This window comes from Aneurinibacillus danicus, from assembly GCF_007991215.1.
Lineage (GTDB): Bacteria > Bacillota > Bacilli > Aneurinibacillales > Aneurinibacillaceae > Aneurinibacillus > Aneurinibacillus danicus.
In genome coordinates, this window is the sequence record NZ_BJXX01000294.1 from 1 (window position 1) to 563 (window position 563).

General features: G+C 47.4%; 1 protein-coding gene. It reads left to right on the plus strand.

Translation table 11 applies throughout. The features are described from left to right. Nucleotides 1-563, plus strand: a 563-nt coding sequence (locus tag ADA01nite_RS21810; protein ID WP_146812521.1) for a transposase, incomplete at both ends; no start/stop codon positions are given.

Genomic DNA, 563 nt, shown 5'->3' on the forward strand with positions numbered 1-563 from the left:
CTACTTACATAGCCAATCCATCCAGGCCGTTTGCCACAAATACCTTTTCGCCAGAGACGCCTCTTATCAAGCGATCAAAAAAGGAAGGACAACCACACGCTACCCCTACAAGAAAAAGAACCATTACAACACCAAATGGGCCAAAGACGGCTTCAAGATTCATCCAAACGGAAAAATCGAACTCTCCATGGGCATCCACAACGGAAAACGGGAAAAGCCGATCGTCGTTCATGCATCGAATCTGCCACAAGGACACATCAAGGAAATCGAATTGTGTTATAACAACGGACTGTATCTGGCCGTTTCGTTTGAAGATGGACAAGAGAAGAAGGAATATCAAGCCGGACAAGCGGTTGGGGTGGACCTGGGTGAAATTCACACGCTGGCTGCTTTCTGTGAAAATGGGCAAGCCTTGATCGTGACAGGCAGGAAAATCCGGGCCCTTCACCGTTTGCGCAATAAGAAACTCGCCGAAATCCAGCGCCTGCAATCGAAATGTAAAAAAGGATCTCGCCAATGGAAAAAATACCAGCGAGCCAAACAATACATGCTGTCCAAATCGG